This window comes from Catenibacterium sp., assembly GCF_052354645.1.
Classification (GTDB): Bacteria; Bacillota_I; Bacilli_A; order Erysipelotrichales; family Coprobacillaceae; genus Catenibacterium; species Catenibacterium mitsuoka_A.
In genome coordinates, this window is the sequence record NZ_DAWDDM010000131.1 from 1 (window position 1) to 5334 (window position 5334).

At 31.3% G+C, this 5334-nt stretch carries 8 protein-coding genes and 1 pseudogene; 8 read left to right on the forward strand and 1 reads right to left on the reverse strand.

Annotated features, from left to right (window positions below; translation table 11 throughout):
- The 7 genes and pseudogenes from ACT8VG_RS06825 to ACT8VG_RS06855 all read left to right on the forward strand — a co-directional run.
- Positions 1-321, forward strand: a pseudogene (locus tag ACT8VG_RS06825) (class I SAM-dependent methyltransferase); the annotation flags it as partial.
- Between the two features lie 104 nt (positions 322-425).
- Complete coding sequence (locus ACT8VG_RS06830; protein WP_444195475.1) at positions 426-656, forward strand: hypothetical protein; 231 nt, start codon at positions 426-428, stop codon at positions 654-656.
- Between the two features lie 12 nt (positions 657-668).
- Complete coding sequence (locus ACT8VG_RS06835; protein WP_444195480.1) at positions 669-1082, forward strand: class I SAM-dependent methyltransferase; 414 nt, start codon at positions 669-671, stop codon at positions 1080-1082.
- A gap of 5 nt (positions 1083-1087) precedes the next feature.
- Positions 1088-1885 (forward strand): carbon-nitrogen hydrolase family protein, encoded by a 798-nt coding sequence (locus ACT8VG_RS06840; RefSeq protein WP_217106050.1) that lies wholly within the window; start codon positions 1088-1090, stop codon positions 1883-1885.
- A gap of 59 nt (positions 1886-1944) precedes the next feature.
- Complete coding sequence (locus ACT8VG_RS06845) at positions 1945-2412, forward strand: flavodoxin (protein WP_444195476.1); 468 nt, start codon at positions 1945-1947, stop codon at positions 2410-2412.
- A 47-nt stretch (positions 2413-2459) separates the two neighbouring features.
- Positions 2460-3122, forward strand: a complete 663-nt coding sequence (locus ACT8VG_RS06850) for an SIMPL domain-containing protein (RefSeq protein WP_444195477.1) — start codon at positions 2460-2462, stop codon at positions 3120-3122.
- 124 nt (positions 3123-3246) lie between these two features.
- Complete coding sequence (locus ACT8VG_RS06855) at positions 3247-3372, forward strand: hypothetical protein (RefSeq protein WP_255413885.1); 126 nt, start codon at positions 3247-3249, stop codon at positions 3370-3372.
- 49 nt (positions 3373-3421) lie between these two features.
- On the opposite strand, the gene ACT8VG_RS06860 is transcribed toward ACT8VG_RS06855, so the two are convergent.
- Complete coding sequence (locus ACT8VG_RS06860) at positions 3422-4309, reverse strand: LysR substrate-binding domain-containing protein (RefSeq protein ID WP_444195478.1); 888 nt, start codon at positions 4307-4309, stop codon at positions 3422-3424.
- A gap of 110 nt (positions 4310-4419) precedes the next feature.
- Between ACT8VG_RS06860 and ACT8VG_RS06865 the strand changes: the two genes are divergently transcribed.
- The coding region (locus tag ACT8VG_RS06865) for a YeiH family protein (protein WP_444195479.1) at positions 4420-5334 on the forward strand (915 nt) is incomplete at its 3' end.

Below are 5334 nucleotides of genomic sequence, written 5' to 3' on the forward strand. Positions count from 1 at the left end.
ATGTATTTATCTGAAAATGATATTAAGAAAATATTTTCTATTATTACTTTTAAAAATAGTACTGTAATGGTAGAAGTCATGTTCCCTTTTGTAGTGAAACATACTAAAGAAAAATCAGTAGAAGGAAGTCATGCAAAGTTTACGTGGGGCATTAAAAACGGGAAAGAACTAGAAAAACTTCTTCCTACATTTTCTTTTCTTACTGAAGTGAGTCTTGTAGAAGGAATGAAGAAGTTAATGCCTATATATCATGTATTAGGTAAAATTCCTTTTGTTTATAATATTTCAAATAAAATAGTTGTTTTAAACAACCATAACTAGTTTTAAGGAAATGATAGAAGTTATGAAATTACATACACGCTTAGATATAGATTAACGTATAAGAAATGTTGTTGTGGAATGGAAGAATAGAAAAGAAAATTAATATGAAAGATAAAGTAAAAGATGCTTATGAATCATCTAAGAATATATATGATGACGTTCTCACTCAATCCAATATTTTTAGTCGACTCTATATAAAACTATTTTGGAATGGTACTGATGATAATGTAATCGCAAAAAAAGTACTCTCTTATATTCCTAATGATTTTAATGGTGATCTTCTTGATGTTCCAGTAGGTACAGCTGTATTCACTAATAATAAATGGATTTCTTAAAATAATGCGCATATTACATGTCTTGACTATAGTCAGGATATGCTTGAACAGGCTAAGATAAGATTAAATGGTCAAAAACATATTCAATGTATTCAGGGAGATGTAGGAAACTTACAGATGGATGATGAAACATTTGATATCGTACTATCTATGAATGGATTTCATGCTTTTCCTGATAAGATTAAAGCTTTCCAAGAAACATGGCGCGTACTAAAACCTGGTGGTGATTTTATTGCCTGCTTTTATATTAAAGGAAAATCAAAAAGAACAGACTGGCTAGTAAAAAATGTTCTTTCAAAGAAAGGATGGTTTACTCCTCCATTCCAGACTGAAGAAGAACTCAGAGATATTCTAGAGAAATTCTATCAAATCATAGATATACATGTTGATGGATCAATGGTATATTTCCATTGTAGAAAGAGGTAAAACATATGCGTATTGCGTTAGCTCAAATGAAAAATGAAGGTACAATCCAAGATAACTTAGATAAAAGCATAGAGTTTATTAGACAAGCTTATGAAAATCATGCAAGCCTCATCTTATTTCCCGAAGTTCAGCTTACAGAATTCTTTCCACAATATAAGGGAAAGGATGTATCACAATATAGACTTAAATTTGATTCAAAAGAAGTAAAGATGCTTCAATCTGCAAGTGAGAGATATAGTATTATATCTGTTCCAAACATTTATCTTGAAGAAGAAGGAAAACCCTATGATGCAAGTCTATTAATAGGGAAAGATGGAGAAATCAAAGGCATTCAAAAAATGGTCCATATAGCACAGGCTAAACAATTCTATGAACAAGATTACTACACACCTTCAAATGATGGATTCAAAGTATTTGATACAGAATATGGTCAAATAGGCATCGTCGTATGTTTTGATAGACATTATCCTGAAAGTATTAGAACAGAAGCGCTGATGGGCGCAGATCTAATACTTATTCCAACAGTGAATACTAAAACTGAACCTTCAGAAATGTTTGAATGGGAACTTCGTGTCCAGTCCTTTCATAATAGTGTAAGTATTGCGATGTGCAATAGAGTAGGACAAGAGGTTGAAATGAACTTTTCTGGAGAATCCATTGTAGTCAATCCAAATGGGAAAGTTATTAAAAAAACAAGTGATCAGGAAGAAATCATATATGTTGATATTGATTTGTCTGACTCCAAGAAAATAAGAGAAAGTAGACCCTATACACAACTAAGAAGAAAAGAATTATATCAATAAAATCTCCTTGCCATAAAGTAAGGTTCACACTTTATAATTTAGCCAAGGAGGATGATAATATGAGTAAAATATTAGTTGCTTATTTTAGTGCAAGTGGTGTTACAAAACATGCAGCTGAAAAAGTTGCAAAGATAGCAGGGGCTGATCTATATGAAATTAAACCAGAAGTCCCATATACAAAGGCAGATCTTGATTGGATGAATAAGAAATCTAGAAGCAGCATTGAAATGGAAGATAAATCAACACGCCCTGCAATTATTAAAGATAATCTAGATATTTCAAAGTATGATCATATCTATCTAGGTTTTCCTATCTGGTGGTATGTTGCACCTACAATTATCAATACATTCCTAGAAGCATATAATTTTTCTAATAAGATAATTACACTATTTGCTACATCAGGAAGTAGTGGTTTTGGAAACACTGTACAAGAATTAAAAGTATCAGCACCCAATGCACTCATTAAAGAAGGGTTATTACTAAATAATCTAACAACTCAAAAAGTCAAAGAATTATTGGCCTTATGATTATTCATAGGGCTTTTTTGATATAATAATGGAAAGGAGACATCATTATGGATAAAACAATGAAAATAACAGGTAAAGGAAAAGTATCAGTCAAGCCTGATATAATACGTCTTAATATGACAATGGAAGAATCATATAAGGAATATGAAGTCACATTAAGACAATCTAGTGAAACAACAAAAATATTGAAGGAGTTATTTGTTTCTCTAGGATTTAAAAATGATGATTTAAAAACTAGAAGCTTTGATATTAATACCAAATATGAAAGTTATAAAGCCAAAGATCAAAGCTGGAAAAAGAGATTTATAGGATATACATATACACATCATATGTTGATAGAATTTGATGCAGATAATAAGAAACTAGGGGAGATACTCTATGCTTTGGCACATAGTGTGATTACACCAGAAATTTCAATTGAATATACAGTGAGTGATCCTGAAAAATATAAAGATGAATTATTGAAGAATGCGATAGAAGATTCTAAGCATAAAGCAAAAGTCTTAGCTCATGCTGCAAATATCGAATTAGGTGATATCGTATCTATTGACTATTCGTGGGGTGAAATCAACTTTGTCTCAGAACCTATACAGAATTTTGCATTCGCAAGTGCAGAAAAAACAATGGGTAGTCCTGGATACGATATAGATATTGAAGCAGATGATATTGATGTTACAGATACAGTGACTGTGATTTGGAAAATTAAATAATGTTTTAACAATTATTGCTGAAAGGAGTTGAATCCTATGCCTAACATTAAATCTGAATGAGCATAGTAGATATGCAATACCTAATATACAGGACTTTAAAAAGAGATAGGCCACGCTACAGCTAATGAATGAACTAGCTAAAGATGTAAAATCTAGTAAAGAAAAAGGCTGTTTCACGTTAGAAAACCAGGAAAAACTATTTGAAGCCGGCATAGTTGTATTCAAGTTAGTATTAAAAAGAATAAAATAAACTATAGTCAAGCACCAAAAATTTTACTACGTTTTGATACATTTAATCATCAAAAGGGTATTGTTAAAAATTCTTCACTAATAGAAATATACTTCTCAGTAAATAGACTATCTTTTTCCCAAATGAATTCAAAATTATGCTGGAGCTTAAAGTCATCTAATATAATTTCTTTTAATATACCTTTCTGCAATTCTTCTTTCACTGCAGTTTTATACATAAAAGAAATACCACAATCTTTTTTAAGCAAGCTGATGATTGTGTGCATATTTTCTATCTGTGTATAATGTATAAAATCAGAAATAGACAAACCACGTACATTTAGACTTTCTTGTAAAATATGTCTTGTACCAGAACCTTGTTCTCGTACAAGAAGTCTTTCATCAAGAAGGTCATGTAAAGTATGAGGTATATTCTTAAACTCATGTGATGCAGCACAGACGGCAATATAGTCCTCAGTGCTGTATTTTTTATGACTATATTTCTCTATTGGATAATTTCCTTCTACAATAGCCATATGAATCTTACCTTGATCTAATAACTTTAATAATTCTGCTGTATTTCCATAATGAAGATGCAGATTCATTTCAGGATGATGCTTGATAAAATCAGCCAATTTATTCACTATCGCATACTCACCAATTGTCATAGTCACACCAATCGACAATGTTTCTATCATTTCTTCATGACTCCTTATCTCTTTTTTAATTGTTTGCTCATCATTCTGCATAGTCATCAAATATTTTCTTAATATCTCTCCAGAACGTGTTAAAGATAACTGCTTATTTGAATATACAAAGAGTGTTGTTTCATATTCTTCTTCTAAATAATGAATATGCTGTGATACAGCTGGCTGAGTAATATGTAGTTGTTTTGCAGCAAGCGTATAGTTTAATGTCTCACATACTTTTAAAAAAGTATGAATACGATAATCTAACATCTCATCACCTCATCAATAATATTTACTTATAGTTCAATAGAAATATATAATTTAATATTATTATAGTCAAGTGATATAATGAGCACACATTAAAAGAAAGCAGGTAAATCATGGAAACTATTAAAAAGAATATATATGGCATACTTGTATGTTTAGTTATTGCGATTCCATCATGGTTACTAGGAAAACAATTTCCAGTTATCGGTGGGGCAGTGATTTCAATTCTTGCAGGTATGATTATTACTATGTTTTGGAAAGAAAAAGGTAAAGCAGCACCAGGGATCAAATGGACTTCTAAGATCATCCTACAGACAGCTGTCGTCTTATTAGGTTTTGGTATGAATTTAGGTGTCATCTTTGAAACAGGAAAGCAGTCATTACCTATTATTATTTGTACAATCTCTACTTCACTTCTTATTGCATGGCTTTTAAGAAAGATATTACATGTACCTTCCAATACATCTATTCTAGTGGGTGTAGGTTCATCTATTTGTGGTGGTTCTGCCATTGCAGCTACTGCACCAGTCATTGATGCCGATGATGATGAAGTGGCTCAGGCTATTGCAGTTATTTTCTTCTTTAATGTTTTAGCTGCATTATTCTTCCCTATTCTAGGTAAAGCCATCAGCTTTGATACATTACATGGTGATGCATTTGGAATATTTGCTGGAACTGCCATCAATGATACATCTTCAGTTACTGCAGCAGCATCTACTTGGGATAGTATGTGGCATTTAGGTAGTGCTACACTCAATAAAGCTGTAACTGTCAAATTAACACGTACACTTGCAATTATTCCTATCACTTTAGGATTATCAATGATTAGAAGTAAGAAAAAACAGAAATCTTCAAACTTCAACTTAAAGAAAGCATTCCCTATGTTTATTCTTTACTTTGTCTTAGCTGCCATTATTACTACAATCAGCCTTCATATGGGAGTTAACAGCAATGTTTTCTTACCTATTAAAGAATTATCTAAATTACTTTATATTATAGCTATTGGTGAAAATGATTTAATTAGTAAT

Excerpts from the sequence above, each read along its gene's own strand:
- ACT8VG_RS06830 (WP_444195475.1), top strand. The coding sequence starts at position 426 with ATGAAAGATAAAGTAAAAGATGCTTATGAATCATCTAAGAATATATAT.
- ACT8VG_RS06840 (WP_217106050.1), top strand. The coding sequence starts at position 1,088 with ATGCGTATTGCGTTAGCTCAAATGAAAAATGAAGGTACAATCCAAGAT.
- ACT8VG_RS06845 (WP_444195476.1), top strand. The coding sequence starts at position 1,945 with ATGAGTAAAATATTAGTTGCTTATTTTAGTGCAAGTGGTGTTACAAAA.
- ACT8VG_RS06850 (WP_444195477.1), top strand. The coding sequence starts at position 2,460 with ATGGATAAAACAATGAAAATAACAGGTAAAGGAAAAGTATCAGTCAAG.
- ACT8VG_RS06855 (WP_255413885.1), top strand. The coding sequence starts at position 3,247 with ATGAATGAACTAGCTAAAGATGTAAAATCTAGTAAAGAAAAAGGCTGT.
- ACT8VG_RS06860 (WP_444195478.1), bottom strand. The coding sequence starts at position 4,309 with ATGTTAGATTATCGTATTCATACTTTTTTAAAAGTATGTGAGACATTA.